This is a genomic window from Halogeometricum sp. CBA1124 (assembly GCF_009741955.1).
Taxonomy (GTDB): Archaea; Halobacteriota; Halobacteria; order Halobacteriales; family Haloferacaceae; genus Halogeometricum; species Halogeometricum rufum.
The window spans coordinates 1-15158 of record NZ_WPCD01000074.1 but is presented as its reverse complement, the minus strand read 5'-3'; the positions used below and the strand labels follow the sequence as shown (position 1 = coordinate 15158).

General features: G+C 67.8%; 9 protein-coding genes, 1 tRNA gene and 3 pseudogenes. 11 read left to right on the top strand and 2 right to left on the bottom strand.

Going from position 1 to position 15158, the window contains the following annotated elements:
* The first annotated feature begins 77 nt into the window (after positions 1–77).
* Positions 78–914, top strand: coding sequence for a winged helix-turn-helix domain-containing protein (locus GJ632_RS10795; protein WP_231751490.1), 837 nt, complete (start codon positions 78–80; stop codon positions 912–914).
* Between the two features lie 188 nt (positions 915–1102).
* Here the strand turns inward: GJ632_RS10795 and GJ632_RS10790 are convergent, their stop codons facing one another.
* A complete protein-coding gene (locus tag GJ632_RS10790; protein WP_089810900.1) occupies positions 1103–2308 on the bottom strand; it encodes a Cdc6/Cdc18 family protein in 1206 nt (401 codons plus the stop codon).
* A gap of 1367 nt (positions 2309–3675) precedes the next feature.
* Here GJ632_RS10790 and GJ632_RS25900 point away from each other — a divergent pair.
* The 5 genes and pseudogenes from GJ632_RS25900 to GJ632_RS10765 all read left to right on the top strand — a co-directional run bounded on the left by GJ632_RS25900 (position 3676) and on the right by GJ632_RS10765 (position 7879).
* Positions 3676–4707: pseudogene (locus GJ632_RS25900) on the top strand (thiamine pyrophosphate-dependent dehydrogenase E1 component subunit alpha).
* The gene (locus GJ632_RS10780) at positions 4704–5714 is read left to right on the top strand and encodes an alpha-ketoacid dehydrogenase subunit beta (protein ID WP_191452911.1); all 1011 of its coding nucleotides are present in this window, start codon (positions 4704–4706) and stop codon (positions 5712–5714) included. Before GJ632_RS25900 ends, GJ632_RS10780 begins: the two are co-directional and overlap by 4 nt.
* A pseudogene (locus GJ632_RS10775) lies at positions 5715–6711 on the top strand (NAD(+)/NADH kinase).
* 141 nt (positions 6712–6852) lie between these two features.
* The gene (locus GJ632_RS10770) at positions 6853–7356 is read left to right on the top strand and encodes a VOC family protein (RefSeq protein ID WP_089810887.1); all 504 of its coding nucleotides are present in this window, start codon (positions 6853–6855) and stop codon (positions 7354–7356) included.
* A gap of 247 nt (positions 7357–7603) precedes the next feature.
* Positions 7604–7879 carry a helix-turn-helix transcriptional regulator gene (locus GJ632_RS10765; protein ID WP_089810885.1) on the top strand — a complete coding sequence of 92 codons (276 nt, stop codon included), beginning with the start codon at positions 7604–7606 and terminating at the stop codon, positions 7877–7879.
* 14 nt (positions 7880–7893) lie between these two features.
* Here GJ632_RS10765 and GJ632_RS10760 read toward each other — a convergent pair.
* Positions 7894–9413: pseudogene (locus GJ632_RS10760) on the bottom strand (dihydrolipoamide acetyltransferase family protein).
* 98 nt (positions 9414–9511) lie between these two features.
* Between GJ632_RS10760 and GJ632_RS10755 the strand changes: the two are divergent.
* The 5 genes from GJ632_RS10755 to GJ632_RS10740 all read left to right on the top strand — a co-directional run bounded on the left by GJ632_RS10755 (position 9512) and on the right by GJ632_RS10740 (position 14892).
* Positions 9512–10054 carry a hypothetical protein gene (locus GJ632_RS10755; RefSeq protein ID WP_191452910.1) on the top strand — a complete coding sequence of 181 codons (543 nt, stop codon included), beginning with the start codon at positions 9512–9514 and terminating at the stop codon, positions 10052–10054.
* 155 nt (positions 10055–10209) lie between these two features.
* A complete protein-coding gene (locus GJ632_RS10750; RefSeq protein ID WP_394351796.1) occupies positions 10210–12273 on the top strand; it encodes a DEAD/DEAH box helicase family protein in 2064 nt (687 codons plus the stop codon).
* 127 nt (positions 12274–12400) lie between these two features.
* A complete protein-coding gene (locus tag GJ632_RS23600) occupies positions 12401–13444 on the top strand; it encodes a hypothetical protein (RefSeq protein WP_231751488.1) in 1044 nt (347 codons plus the stop codon).
* Entirely contained in the window at positions 13441–14778 is a 1338-nt protein-coding gene (locus GJ632_RS23595; RefSeq protein WP_231751487.1) for a hypothetical protein, read from the top strand. The genes GJ632_RS23600 and GJ632_RS23595 overlap by 4 nt, the downstream gene beginning before the upstream one ends.
* A 40-nt stretch (positions 14779–14818) precedes the next feature.
* Positions 14819–14892 (top strand) — tRNA-Tyr (locus GJ632_RS10740).
* Positions 14893–15158: the final 266 nt, after the last annotated feature.

Below are 15158 nucleotides of genomic sequence, written 5' to 3'. Positions count from 1 at the left end.
CGGTCGCTCGACTGACCGGTCGTCGAGCACCCGAAGGTACCAAAGGGTGATGCCGTCGGCCGAACAAGGATACCTGCATGAGTGCACGCGGGGAGATCGCCTTTCTCGTCGGGTCGGAGAGCCGAGTTGCCGTCCTCAGAGGCCCCTTCCGGGACCAGCCGTACCGACCCTCCGAACTCGCCGCGGAATGTTCGTGCGCGCGCGAGACTGCACAACGGACCGTGACGGCGTTCGCCGACAGGGGTTGGGTCGAGAAACTGACGGACGACGGACGGTACGCACTCACCGCCGCGGGCGACGTCGTCGCGGAGAGCTACGACGAGTTCGAGGCGACCGTCGCCGTCGCCGACCGACTCTCGGTGCTCCTCTCGAACCTCGGCGACGTCGCCGTCGACCTCGACCCGGTCGTCCTCGACCGACTCCACGCCGCGGAGGCGACGGCGGACAACCCGCACGCCCCCATCAACCGATTTCTGACGGTCGCCGGGGAGGAACACGTCGAGCGGTTCCGTGGAATAACGCCCATCGTCAGCCGCATCTTCAACGAGGCGGCCGCGCGGGTCATCGGTCCGGAGTCGAGCGTCGAACTCGTCGTCGACGAAGCCGTCCTGGAGACGTCGGCCTCGGAGTACCCCGACGACCTCGAACGCGCGTTCGAACTCGACCAGTTCAGACTGTTCGTCGCCCCTGCGAAACTGGACTTCGGCCTCATGATCATCGACGGTCACGCCTATCTGGCCGCCTACGACAGTCAGGGGACGATTCTCGCGAGCGTCGACGGCACCGACGACGAGTTCGTCGCGTGGGCGGAGCGGACGTTCCGGCGGTGCCGCGAATCGACGCGTCCCTTCACGGCGACGCAGGAGGGCGGTGACGTGCCGACCGGCGTCGCGGACGACAGGGCCACCGAGTGACCGGGTCGCTCACGCGTGATTGTTTCAGTCACTTTCGGCGTGATAAGATATAAGTCGTATCTCGCGAACTACCAGATGCTGTCACGTCGAGACGACCCACCGGGAGACGTGCAGTGCTTCGGCCCGCCACCGCCGCAGATAGTGAGTTTCGCGCCGGAGAGTGCCCGTGCCTCGTACTCTTCGGCGCCTCACGTACCGACGTTTTCTGTGAGGACGTCACGGACGACCTGCGGGTCCTCCAACAACTGATGCTTCGTGTAACTCCCTTCGGCGCTGCCGCCACTGTGTTTCGACTGTTCGATGATGTCGAGGAAGGCGTGTTCCTTCAGTAAGTCTCGGACCCGTCTGAGCGAGAGGCTGTCCGACCCCTGACCGGTGCAGATGTTCTCGTACACCTCGTAGACGCGACTCGTCCGGAAGCCGTCCTGTCGTTCGTTCGAGAGCGACAGCATCGCGAGTGCTTGGAGGACGTACCGCGAGTGCGGCGTCGAACCGCGGATGAGTTCGCGGAATCGGTCGGTCTCCGCGCGTTCGCGCGCCTGCGTGACGAACTCCTCGCGCACCGTCGAGGCGGCGGTCGATTGGGCGATTTCGCCCGCGTACCGGAGGATGTCGATGGCCTTCCGGGCGTCCCCGTGTTCGCGGGCGGCGAGGGCGGCGGCCCGCGGAATCGTCGAAGAGTCCAACACGCCGTCGCGGAAGGCGTCGCTGCGGGCGTCCATGATGTCGCGGAGTTGGTTCGCGTCGTACGGCGGGAAGACGAACTCGCGTTCGCAGAGACTCGATTTGACCCGTTCGTCCATCCGATCTTTGTACTGAATCTTGTTGCTGATGCCGATGACGCCCAGTTTACACTGGGCGATCTTTCCCGCCTCGCCCGCCCGCGACAGTTGCATGAGGATGTCGTCGTCGCTCAGTTTGTCAATCTCGTCGAGGATGATGAGGACCACGTCGTACTGCGCGTCGAGGATGCGCCAGAGTCGCTTGTAGTACGTGGAGGTACTGAGTCCCTTGTCGGGTACCTTGATGCCGGTTACCTCGGATCGGTTGACGCTGTCGGCGATAGTCTGGACCGCCTGCGTCTCGGTCGTGTCCTGCGCGCAGTCCACGTACGCGAACGTCGCCTTCACGTCCTCCTCGCCCGCCGTCTCGACGAGGCGTTGGGAGACGTACTTCGCGCAGAGGGACTTTCCCGTCCCCGTCTTGCCGTAGATGAGGACGTTGCTCGGACTCTGTCCGAAGATGGCGGGGTTCACCGCCGCCGCGAGGTCGGAAATCTCGTCGTCGCGGCCCACGATACGACCCTCCCCCGGCAGGTGGTTGATTTCGAGGAGTTCCTTGTTGGCGAAGATGGGGTCCTCCCGAGTGAAGAGGTCGTCGCTGGTGTTCGGCATACTACAGGACACCGTGTTTCCGGTGAAATGGTTTGCCATCTCGGCGCGCGACACACACACCACGTTTCCGGTGAACGGGGTGTCGACGGGGGGTTTGGTGCAGCTGAAACGGAGGTATCGATTCACCGGAAACCCGGTGTGTTCGGCTCACAAGCCGGGGCGAACTGCCTCGAGAGCGGTAAAGGACGCCACGAGTCGACACCCGGAGGGCAGGGGCATCGGCATAGAGGACGCGCACCGGCACAGAAGACGTGCGTCGACACGGAGGAAGCCGATGCATCGACGAACGGAGGGCGGGAGTATCGGTACAGAGGGAGCGGTGCGTCCGCACCGACGACGGGACGACGCCGCACTCTCGACGCGTTCCATCTCCATCCGTCAGAAAAGGCCCGTTTCCGTTGCAGCACGTTCGAGTGACGAACGATAACTCGCTCGCGAGTGTATCAATGGACGTTACACTAAACAACTATTTAATAGTTGTTATACATCGAGTCCACTATCCGATACTCTCGCGCGATTGTTCGAAGGAGGACAGGGAGCGTACGCCGGAACACGCCGTCGGCAGTGCGGGGAACGGTAGGGACCGACGACGAGCTACGAGCGATGCTCTTTCACCGGAAACCCGGTGTGGACGACGTTCACACGGGGGCGAAAGGTCTCGAGGCAAAAGCATTCTACGTGGCGTTTTCGACCGAGTTCACCGGAAACTGGGTGTCCGCCCGGCGATGTATTCGATGGGGAGCAGCACATTCCCGTCGTGGATCTAACGTGCCTTCCTCGTGGGTACGACGTACTCTCGTCGTAGGTACGGCGCACTCTCGTCGTAGGTACAGCACGGTCGTTCCTTCGCAGAACCGGGGAGGTCACTCGCCGACGGATGCTCGCTTCCCGATTCACCGGAAACCCGGTGTGCGTCCCTCTCCTCGCACACACGTGCCGATTGCGAAATCTCACCGGAAACCCGGTGTGTCTCTGCGGCACACTCGTCCCCTCGATACCGTCACCATCGACGCCCCCGAACGGGGGGAACCGGAACGTATTTCACCGGAAATCCGGTGTGCGTCTCGCTACCCCCGACACGGGACGACCACCGTCAGTTCTTCCGCACCCAACCTCGATTTCCAGTCGGCGTCGGCGACGTCCTCCCCCCTCGACGGCACCGCCTCGTTCACCGGAAACCCGGTGTCCGCCCCTCCCTACACGCGTCGGTGCTCCGTCGTCCCTCTCCGCACATTCACCGGAGGGGTACTTTCTCCGGTATCGGAAACATTTCTCACGGTTTGTCGAATTGTGTTTTCCCAATCCACGTCAGAAACCAATAATATACATAAACGATTATTATATTCGGTGGATAACCTCTACATCGTATGGTAACGATAGATATCGAATCCGAAGAGGGTCAACTGGAGATCCTCCGGCGGATGCTCACGATACGTGAGTTCGACACGAAAGCGGGTGAACTGTTCGCGGATGGGGAGCTACCGGGGTTCGTCCACCTCTATATCGGCGAAGAGGCCGTCGCGTCGGTGCGGTGTCGGCACTCGAACAGGACGACTACATCACGAGCACCCACCGCGGTCACGGCCACTGCATCGCCAAGGGGCTGGACCCCTACCAGATGATGGCCGAGTTGTACGGCAAGCGAGACGGCTACTGCAACGGTAAGGGTGGCTCGATGCACATCGCCGACGTGGACGCCGGGATGCTCGGCGCGAACGGCATCGTCGGCGCGGGACCGCCACTGGCGACCGGTGCGGCGTTGACGGCCGACTACAAGGACGAGGACAGGGTCGCGCTCGCGTTCTTCGGCGACGGCGCGTCGCGCAGGGGCAGGTCCACGAGGCCATCAACCTCGCGGCGACGTGGAACCTCCCGGCGGTGTTCGTCATCGAGAACAACCAGTTCGGCGAGGGGACACCGATGGAGAAACAGCACAACGTCGAACACCTGTCGGCGACGGCAGAAGCTACGACATCCCGGGGTTCACGGTCGACGGGATGGACGTGACGGCGGTGTACGAGGCCGTCGAGGAGGCGCGCTCTCGTGCGGCGGACGGCGGCGGCCCGACGCTCATCGAGGCGGACACGTACCGCTACGAGGGGCACTTCGAGGGCGACCACCAGCCGTACCGCAGCGAGGAGGACGTCCAGATTTGGAAGGACCGAGACGCCATCGAGACGTTCAAGGACCGCCTCGTCGAGGCGGGAACGCTCACGCAAGAGGAGTTCGAGGACCTGCGAGAGGAGGTCAGCGCGGAGATAGACGACGCGGCGAACAGCGCGAAGGACGCGGACTACCCCGACCCGAGCGAAGCGTACGAGGACATGTTCGGCGCGAACGTCCCCGAGATATCGGACTTTGCGGCCCAGATGCGGGCCGACGGAGGTGAACCACGATGAGTACCGAGAGCCAGTCAGGCGGCGGCGTACCGGAGACGGAGACGATGACGATGCGGGAGGCCATCAGACAGGCCCTCCGCGAAGAGATGAACCGCGACGAGGACGTGTTCGTCATGGGCGAAGACGTGGGTCTGTTCGGCGGCGTCTTCGACGTGACGGGTGACCTCGTCGAGGACTTCGGCGAGGAACGGGTCCGCGACACGCCCATCAGCGAGGCCGGATTCATGGGTGCGGCCGTCGGTGCGGCCGCCACGGGCAGTCGCCCGGTCGTCGAGATAATGTTCTCGGACTTCCTCGGCGTCTGCGCCGAACAGGTACTCAACCAGATGGCGAAGAACCGCTACATGTTCGGCGGGAAGACCGAGATGCCCGTCACCGTTCGCACCACCGAGGGCGGCGGGATGGGCGCGGCCAGTCAGCACTCGGGAACGCTACACACCTGGTTCGCCCACCTCCCGGGCATCATGGCCGTCGCGCCGGGCACGCCGCGGGCCGCGAAGGGCCTGCTCAAGTCCGCCATCCGGTCGAACGACCCGGTGTTCTTCTTCGAGAACAAGGCGGTGTACGAACAGGAGGGCGAGGTGCCGGTCGACGACGACTACACCATCCCCCTCGGGCAGGCGAGCGTCGAACGCGAGGGCGACGACGTGACCGTCGTCGCGACCCAGCGCATGGTCGGCGAATCGCTCGACCTCGCGGAGGAACTCGCGGGCGAGACCAGTCTGGAGGTCATCGACCTGCAGTCGATGTACCCGATGGACACCGACACGCTCGTCGAGAGCGTCGAGAAGACGGGCCGACTCGTCGTCGCCGACGAGAGTCCGCTCTCGTACGGCACTCACGCCGAGGTGGTCGCGCGGATACAGGAGAAGGCGTTCTTCAGCCTCGACGCGCCGATTCAGCGCGTCGGCGTCGCCGACACGCACATCCCGTTCAGCCCCGTCCTCGAAGAGGAGGTGCTCCCGCACGCCGGGGACGTGCGCGCAGCCATCGACCGCGTGATCTGAGTGACGGCCACTGTCGGCCTCGTCGTCAACCCGGCGGCGGGGCGGGACATCCGCCGCCTCACCGGCGGTGCCAGCGTGAGCGACGACTACGAGAAGCGACGGACCGCCGAGTGCGTCCTCGCCGGACTCTCGCTCGAACCCGACGTCGAGGTGCTGGTGATGCCGGACCGGGGAAACCTCGGACAGCGAATCGTGGACCAGTCGCCGGCCGAACTCGACGTCGGCCTCCTCGACATGTCCGTCGCCGGCGACGGCGGCGACACCCGGCGTGCGGCCGCGGCGTTCGCGACGGCGGCCGACGCGTCGTCGTCCTCGGCGCGACGGCACCAACCGCGACGTGGCGCACACCATCGAGGACGTCCCCGTCGTCAGCGTCTCCACGGGCACGAACAACGTGTTCCCGAACGCCATCGACGGCACCGTCGCCGGCGGCGCGGCCGCACTCGTCGCCACGGGCGGCGTCTCGCGCGCGGAGACGACGTACCGCCACGGGATGGTCGAGGCCGTCGCGGACACGGCGAACGGCGAACGCACCATCCGCGGCCTCGCGACCCTCGGCGTCCTCGACCAGCAGTTCGTCGGGACGCGGGCCATCCTCGACGCCAGTCGCGTCGTCGGCGGCGTCGTCTCGCGAGCCTCGCCGACGGAAATCGGCCTCTCGGGCATCGCGGGCGGTCTCTCGCTCCACCCGCCGGAGGAGTCGGGCGGCGTCGGCTTCCGTCTCGGTCCGCCGGACGACTGCGAGCAGACGGTCCGGGCCATCACCGTTCCCGGCGTGGTCGAACGCCTCGGCGTCCGCGCGTGGGACCGCCTCGACGACGACGAGACGACGACGTTCGAACTTCCACAGGGCGTCGTCTCCGTGGACGGGGAACGCGAACTCGAAGTCAGGGAGGCCACCATCGACGTGCGACCCGTCCCCGACGGCCCCGTGGTCGTCGACGTGGACGCCGTCTACGAACGCGCGGCGCGCGACGGCTTCTTCAGTCGGCCCTGAGCGCGCAGTCGCTCCCGACGGGTCGGCACCCTGCCCGCGCGCGACCACCTCCACCTCCGCTCTCGCGCGCACTCTTCAGCGACGGAGACTGTCTGTCTATCATCTATCATGATATATCGTCGTGTACGTCGTAGCACCGGTATGGCTCCGAACGTGCCTGACCTGGACGTGGAGATACCCGAAGTCAGCCAAGTCGCCTTCGTCGTCGAGGACATCGAAGACGGGATGGAGCGCTTCGGCGGGATACTCGGACTCGGACCGTGGGACGTCTTCCGGTTCGAACCGCCGACGCTGACGGACACGACGTTCCGCGGCGAGTCGCACGACTACTCGATGATTCTCGCGCTCGCGTACGCGGGCGAGACGATGATCGAACTCATCGAACCGCTGGAGGGACCGAGCCTCTACACCGAACACCTCGACGAACACGGCGAGGGCCTCCACCACGTCGCCTGCTTCGCCTTCGAGGACACCGAAGCGGTCGTCGAGAAGTTCGAAGACGCGGGCATGCCCGTCGTCCAGAGCGGCGTCTACGGCGAGGTGCCGTACTGGTACTTCGACACGGCCGACGAACTGAACGGCGTCGTCTTCGAGACGGCGACGAACCTCGAATCGATGCCCGAACCGGACGAGACGCACCCGTAGCGCGCCCGACAAAGTCGAACGCACGACCGCGTCGGTGACCGCCCGACCCCGGCGGAGCGAGCATCGCCGCGATTGCTCGCGAGTCGCCGGCGCGCGCCGCCCCCGACTCGGCACAGTCGTTACCGAGTCGACGCAGTCGCCCGCGCGAACCGCGAGCGGGTTCAACCGACGCTTACGGGACGGTATCGGTTCGATACGTCTCACTATTCGGACAGTAACTATGCGCCGGGAGCGAACACGGAGAGTGATGCACGACCTGACCGCGTTCCAACGCGACCTCCTCATCGTCGTCTCCGGTCTCGACGAGCCTCACGGACTGGCGGTGAAGGACGAACTGGAGGACTACTACGAGACGGAGATACACCACGGTCGTCTGTATCCGAACCTCGACACCCTGGTCGAGAAAGGGCTGGTCGACAAGGGCAAACGGGACCGTCGAACGAACGTCTACACCGTGACGGCGAGAGGCCGCCGCGACTTGGACGCTCGCAAGACGTGGGAAGCCACTTATCTCGAAGAGTGAGTGGTCGACCGCTCTCAGCGCCCGCCGGCGGCGACGACGAGCGGCCACGGGTTCTCGACGTGTTCGACCAGTGAACCGAGGAACCGCGCCGCGTCGGCACCGTCCACGATGCGGTGGTCGAACGAGAGGTCGAATCCGATTCGCTTCCTGACGCCGACGTCGCCGTCGCCGACGGGGACGACTTCCTCCGCGATAGTGTCGACGCCGAGAATCGCCACCTGCGGCGGGTTGATTACCGGGTCGAACGACTCGACGCCGAGGACGCCGAGGTTCGAGACGGTGAACGTCCCCCCCGAGAGGTCGTCCATCGTGAACTCCCCGGAGAGGGCGCGCTGGGTCACCTCGCTACGCTTCTCGGCCAACTCGGACAGCGAGAGCGTCGACACGCCGCGGACGACGGGTGCGACGAGTCCCTCCTCGACGTCCACCGCGATGCAGACGTTCTGCTCGGCGTGGAGGCGGTGGACCTCGTCCTCGTACGTCGCGTTGACGCCGGGTGTTCGTCCAGCGTCGCCGAGAGGGCGAGCAACAGCACGTCGGTCACCGAAATCTTCGGCGCCAACCCCTCGTCGGCGGCGTCGGCCGCCGCGAGCAACGCCTCCGCGTCGGCCGTTCGGTGGACCGTCACGTGGACGGACTCGCGGTAACTCTCGCCGAGGCGCGACGCGATGGTGCGCCGCATCCCCTTCATCGGTCGCTCCTCGTCGCGGGTGCCGACGCGCTCGGCGGCCGTCTGGCCGTCGCTCGCCCGGCTTCGGCGGTCGCCGCCCGCCCCCTCCGCGAACGCCCGCACGTCCGCCTCGGTCACCTGTCCGTCGCCGCCGGTACCTTCGACGGCGGCGATGTCGACGTCGAGTTCGCGGGCGAGACGCCGGACGCGCGGCGGCGCGAACACGTGTTCGGCGCGTCCGCTCTCCGCCTCGGCCGCCGCACCGGTCGCCGCGGTTTCGCCGTCCGCGTCGGCGGCGGTCGCTTCCGCCGCGCCCCCGCTCTCAGCGGCGGCCTCGACGTCGTCGGCGGAGACGGCACCCTGTGGCCCGGTGCCGTCGACGGACGAGAGGTCGACGCCCAACTCGTCGGCTCGCTGCTTCGCCCGCGGCGTCGCCTTCACGGAGTCGCTCGTCGCACCGCCGGCGTCGGCCGTCGCGCCGCCGCCGGACTCGCCGGTCGTATCGCCCGCGGCCGCCGCCGACGCTGTCGTCTCCTCGCCACTCGTCGCCTCGCCTGCGGACTCGTCCGCCTCGGCCGCCGCCGCGCCGCCCGTCGCCTCCGCGAGGAGGTCCGACACGTCCTCGTCGGCGTCGCCGACGATGGCGACGGCGCCGCCGGGGCCCGTACCCTCTCCCTCCGCGAGGAGTCGGTGGTGGAGAACGCCGTCCTGTCGGACGCGCACCTCACCCGTCGTCTTCTCCGATTCGATTTCGGCCACCACCTCGCCGTCCGTCACCTCGCCGCCCTCCTCGACGAACCACTCGACGACCGTTCCCTGATCCATGTCCATCCCGAGCTTCGGCATCTTGACAACGTATCCCATGTCGACTTACTACACGTTCGACTGGGACAAAAAGCCGCCTCCGAATCTTCCCCGCTCCATCCGTCAGTTCGATAAGGCCAGCCACCGTAGTTCCGGTGATGACGCCCTCGGTGCTCCACCGGGCAGGGCGCGGCGTTCGGCGACTTGGGTCGTGGTGCGCCGCGCCGTTCCGGTGGGTCACTCACGCCGTGCGTTCGACCGACGCCGCACCGACAGACGAACGGGGATGGGAACTCGACCGGCCGCGACGAACGGAGACGCGGTGGCGACGCGACGGCGAGACGGTCCGGTGTTTCCGCTTCGACGACGGCTACGTCTCGACCGTCGAGTACGACGACAGAGACGTGACGTGGCAGTTGACGCCCGGTCAGGTCCCCCTCGCAAGCGCACTCGCCATGGCGACGGTGTATCGCCACCACGGAACGACGCCGCAGATTGACCCGGAGGGTCGGCCGTTCGTCGCCGTCGGCGAGTCGGGACCCCGACAGGTGTTCGAGGAGATTGCCGACGAACCCGTCGACTACGTCTACCTCGACGCAATCCGAACGCTGGAGGAGTACCCCTCGTTCATCGACGTGACCGACGAGGTCCGACGCGTGTACGAACGGATGTCTCCGACCCGGTACAGCACGATGGGGTGAGCCGTCCCCTCGCGCGACGTGCCCCGCAGTCGCCGACGCGGTTCGCGGACGCGTCGCGGACACCACGGACGCGTCGCGGACGGCCGAGACTCCGCGAGACGCTTCGACGGCCGACAGCGCAAGCCGTTTCACCGCCGGTCTCCTGAGTGGAGACGATGACGGAAGACGACGCCGGAGACGGCGACGGACCGTCCGACGCCCCGTCGAACGACGCTCCGCCGAAGTACGAGTCGGGCGAACCGACGACGGAGGACGAGACGGTGTCGACGGACGAGGCGGCGTCGACGGACGAGGCGGCGTCGACGGACGAGGCGGTGTCGATGGACGAGGCGGTGTCGACGGAGACGGCGGAAGACGAGACGCCGACCACCGCCGTCGACGCGTCCGGGACGCCGGCCACCGTCGCCGTCGAGGACGTCACCGTCGCCGACTTCTACGGCGCCCTCGAAGCCGAGGGGCGGCCGGTGGTGACCGCCCAGCAGGCGGCCCGGCGACTCGGCCTCTCGCAGGCGACTGCCTCCGAGGCGCTGGACGCCCTCGCCGCCGACGGCCCCCTCCAGCGAGTCGACGTCTCGACGGACCCGGTGGTCTACTACCCGAGCGAGTGGGGCCGACTCGCCGACCGCGAGCGAATCGTCCTGTTCCCCGAACGCCGCGAAATCGTCGTCGACCAGCCGACGCAGTACACTCGCGCTCGCCTCGCGCAGTTCGCCCACCTCGTGGACTCGACGGGCGACCGGAACGCGGGCACGCGGGGCTACCTCTACAAGATACGGCAGGAAGACGTGTGGCAGGCGCCGTTCGAGGACCTCGACGCCCTCCTGTCGATGATGCGGTCGGTGCTCCCGCGCCGGTCGCCGCATCTGGAGACGTGGGTGGAGAACCAGTGGAAGCGCGCGAACCAGTTCCGACTCTACACCCACGAGGACGACTACGTCGTGTTGGAGGGCGCCTCAGAGAGCCTGATGGGCAACGTCGCCCGGCAGAAACTCGACGAGGAACACCTCGTCGCGCCCATCTCGGACACCGAGAGCTGGGTCCGGGACGGGAAAGAGGCCCACATCAAGCGCATCCTCTACGAGGCCGGTTACCCGGTGAAAGACGACCGTGACCTCGAATCCGGCGCGCCCCTCGACGTCGAACTCCGCGTCGAACTCCGCGACTACCAGCGGGACTGGGTCGACCGCTTCATCGACCAGAAGGCGGGCGTCCTCGTCGGACCGCCCGGCGCCGGCAAGACGGTGACGGGAATCGGCGTCCTCGCGGCCGTCGGCGGCGAGACGCTCGTCCTCGTCCCCTCGCGCGAACTCGCCGCGCAGTGGCGCGAGGAGATTCTGCGACACACCTCTCTGACGGAAGACCAGATCGGCGAGTACCACGGCGGGGAGAAACGGGTGCGGCCGGTCACCATCGCCACCTACCAGACTGCCGGGATGGACCGCCACCGCTCGCTGTTCGACGACCGGGAGTGGGGACTCATCGTCTACGACGAGGTCCACCACGTCCCGTCTCGCATCTACCGCCGGAGCGCCGACCTGCAGGCCAAGCACCGACTCGGCCTCTCGGCCACCCCCATCCGCGAGGACGACAAGGAGCGGGAGATATTCACGCTCATCGGCCCGCCCATCGGCACCGACTGGTCGAAACTGTTCGAGGCGGGCTACGTGCAGGAGCCCGAAGTCGAGATTCGGTACGTGCCGTGGGCCGACGACACCGCCCGCAACGAGTGGGCCAGCGCCGACGGGCGGGAGCGCCACCAACTCGCGTCGATGAACCCGCAGAAGATAGCGGAGACGCGCCGACTGCTCCGCCAGCACCCGGAGTCGAAGGCGCTGGTCTTCGTCGACTACCTCGACCAGGGCGAGGCGATGGCCGAGGCCCTCGACGTGCCGTTCGTCAGCGGCGAGATGCGCCACCGCCATCGCGAACGCCTGTTCCGGCAGTTCCGCGACGGCGAACGCCGCACGCTCGTCATCTCGCGCGTCGGCGACGAGGGTATCGACCTGCCGAACGCCGAACTCGCCGTCGTCGCCTCCGGTCTCGGCGGGTCGCGCCGACAGGGGGCCCAACGCGCCGGGCGGACGATGCGCCCCGCCGGCGGCGCCCTCGTCTACGTCCTCGCCACCCGCGGCACCAGCGAGGAGGACTTCGCCCAGCGACAGATGCGCCACCTCGCCGAGAAGGGCGTCCGCGTCACCGAGAGCGACCTGACGACCTGAGGCGACGGATCCGCCCCCGCCCCGGACCGCCTTTTTCCCGCCCGCGGACGGGTACCATTAACTGTCGACCGTCCCTCGTCGGGTCCAGACGGCGGCGTCCACGCGTCCGCGCGCCGCCACTCGCACGATGAACTCCGCACCACGGCCCGCCGACGCTAGCCTCGGCGACGACCGACTCGCCCGCTACGAGGCGGTCCTCGACCGGTACCGGGACGCCCTCCGTCACCGACTCGGTTCGGCCGACACTGGGGCCGCGGACGACGGGGGAACGCCCGTCGCCGCGACGTACGGGGCGTGGCGCGCGTTCGTCGGCGACCACCACGGCGCGGTGTTCGACCGCCTCGCGGACGACGCAGACGACTCGCTCCCCGGCGACGCCGACGCCGTCGCCCGCGAGGCGTTCGTCCAGTCGCTCTCGCTCGACTTCCTCCTCTCGACGCACCTCGCGGCCGCCGAACGCTCGTTCTCGGTCGCCGTCGAACCGGCCGACTCCGACGCGTCGGAGCCTCTCGACGCCCGATTCGACGCGCCGGAATCCTTCGCCGCCGGCTTCGGCGCCGTCCACGCGACGGTGGCCGACGACCTGCCCGCGGAGACGCGGGAGACGCTGGCCGAACTCGCCGCCGCGTTCGTCCGGACCGCGCCGCCGGCGGCCGTGGCGACGCTCCACCGCCGGACCGTCTCGCGCCTCGTCCGGCGCGTCTTCGGCCGCTACGACACGCCGACCGGCCTCGCCGAACTCGCCGTCGAGAGCGTCCGCGACGACGACTCCGGGGACGACGGTGCGCGCGACGACGACTTCCGCGACCGAGTCGTCCTCGACCCCGGGTGCGGCGCGGGCGCGTTCCTCGCCGCGGCGGCGCGGGCGAAACTCGACGCGTTCGTCGACGACCACCCCGACGCTCCCGACGTCGACGCTCTCGACGCCGCGACTGCGTCGGACGCCGCGGACCGAATCGCGCGGTCGGTCCGCGGGTTCGACGTGAACCCCGTCGCGGTCCGCGCCTCCCGTCTCGCGCTCGTCCTCGCAGTCAGACCGCTCCTGCGTCGGGACGCCGTCGCGTCGTTCACCCCGCGAGTCGTCCTCGCGGACGCGGTGACGACGACGGCGTCCGACCCGCCACTCGACGCGTCCGCGCCGACGTCCTCCTCGGGAACCCGCCGTGGTTGACGTGGGACTCGCTGACGCCGCGGGTGAAAGACCGCTGGCGCGACGGCCCGATGGCGGACCCGGACCTCGACCTGTTCACCCGTCGCGGGCGCGACGCCCGTCTCGGCTACGCGAACGACGACCTGTCGCTGCCGTTCGCGTGGACCTGCGTCCACGAGTTGCTCCGCGACGGCGGCCGCGCGGCGTTCGTCCTCAAGCGCGACCTGACGACCGGCCCGGCGGGCGAACTCCTCCGTCGTCGCCGGGTCGGGGACCGACCGCTGTCGATGCGCCGCGTCCACGACTTCGGGTCGTTGTCACCGTTCGGCCGCGAAGTCGCCGCCGGCACCGCCCTCTACCGACTGGACGTGGGCGCCGCGGCGGACGCGAGTGAAGGCGGCAACATCCCGACGACGAGGTGGGCCCGCGAGGGCGAGACGCCCGCTTTCGACTCTCTGGCCGCGATGCGCCGAACGCTCGCCGTCGAGGAGACGGCGCTGATCCCCGCCGACCCCTCCGCGGAGGCGTCGCCGTGGGTCCGCGCGGACGCCGAACGCCGCGCCCTCGGCCCGGCAGACTACCGCATCCGCCACGGCGTGAAGGACGACGCGAAGGCCGTGTACGCACTCGACCGGGAGACCATCGAGGCGCACGGCATCGAACCGGACCACGTCTACCCCTACCTGAAGTCCAAGCACGTGGTGAAGTACGGCCTGTTCGGTCACGACAGACACCTCGTCCCGCAACGACTGGCGGGCGAGGACAACGCCGACGCCGTCCGCCGGGAGACGCCGAACACGTACGCCTACCTCGAATCGAACCGCGAACGCCTCGAAGCGCGCGGGTCGTCGTGGTTCGACGACGGGCCGTTCTACTCGCTGTTCGGTCTCGGCCCCTACACGTGGGCCGACTACAAAGTGGTCTGGTGCCGCCTCGGCTTCAAGCCGCACTTCGCCGTCGTCTCCACCGTCGAGGACCCCCTCCTCGGCGAGAAACCGGTCGTCCCCGGCGACCACTGCATGTTCGTCGGCACCGACGACGAACGTGAGGCGCACTACCTCTGCGGCCTCCTGAACTCCGCGCCGTACCAGCGTTGCCTCCGCGACATCTCCTCCGGCGGGAAGTCGAGTCTGTCGAAGTCCACCGTCTCGCGCCTCGCGATGCCCGAGTGGGACGCCGCGGACGAACAGAACGCCATCGCCGAGGCGTCGATGGCGGCCCACCGAATCGTCCCCGACCACGTCGACTGTTCGAAGCGCGCGTACAACGCGAAGACGATTCCCGAACTCGACGCCGCGCAGGCGCGCGTGGACCGTGCGACCGAGCGATTTCTGACGGCCCGCGACGACCAATGAGTAATTCTTAAGTCTTGCCACGGCGCTACGAGTAGATGGACCGCTCTTAGCTCAGCCTGGTAGAGCAGCCGACTGTAGATCGGCTTGCCCCCCGTTCAAATCGGGGAGAGCGGATTTCTCCTGGCGAACACCGCGAGCAGTGAAGACTCTCCTCGACGCGATTTGAAATTCGGCCTGACCTGTCTCGATTTCGACTCGGTGTCGGACGCCGGTCTGCCGTGAGGCCTACTTCTCGATCATCACTTCGGTCGCCTCACGACGCGTCCACCTCCGTCGCCCGCCTCGATACCGAGTCGCTCGACCGACCCGCTGGTGATTATCGCCGTCCACCGACTGACCGTCGCCGCACGCGACGCGCTCCGGCCATCAGCCGTCCGTCT